Source organism: Pseudomonas sp. 65/3-MNA-CIBAN-0223, assembly GCF_040310425.1.
Lineage (GTDB): Bacteria > Pseudomonadota > Gammaproteobacteria > Pseudomonadales > Pseudomonadaceae > Aquipseudomonas > Aquipseudomonas gregormendelii.
In genome coordinates this window covers 1-268 of sequence record NZ_JBEOPV010000157.1, presented here as the reverse complement: position 1 = coordinate 268, position 268 = coordinate 1, and the positions used below count along the sequence as shown (strand labels likewise).

Annotated in this window: 1 protein-coding gene; it reads left to right on the top strand. The window is 65.7% G+C overall.

Annotated elements, in window-relative coordinates; all coding sequences use genetic code 11:
- The coding region (locus tag AAEZ09_RS28350; RefSeq protein WP_350601662.1) for an ABC transporter permease subunit at nt 1-268 on the top strand (268 nt) is incomplete at both ends.

The following is a 268-nucleotide window of genomic DNA, read 5'->3' as shown; positions in this document are numbered from 1 at the left end:
AGTGGCGCCATTGCGCTGGCTGGCCATCACCTATATCGAGGTCTTCCGCGGCTCGTCGCTGCTGGTGCAGCTGTTCTGGCTGTACTTCGTGCTGCCGATGCCGCCGTTCAATATCGAAATGAGCGCCTTCGCCGTGGCCGTGGTCGGCCTGGGCCTGAACATCGGCGCCTATGGCGCCGAGGTGCTGCGCGGCGCGATCCGCTCGGTGCACCGGGGCCAGCATGAGGCCTGTCAGGCGTTGAACATGACGCCACTGACACGCATGCGC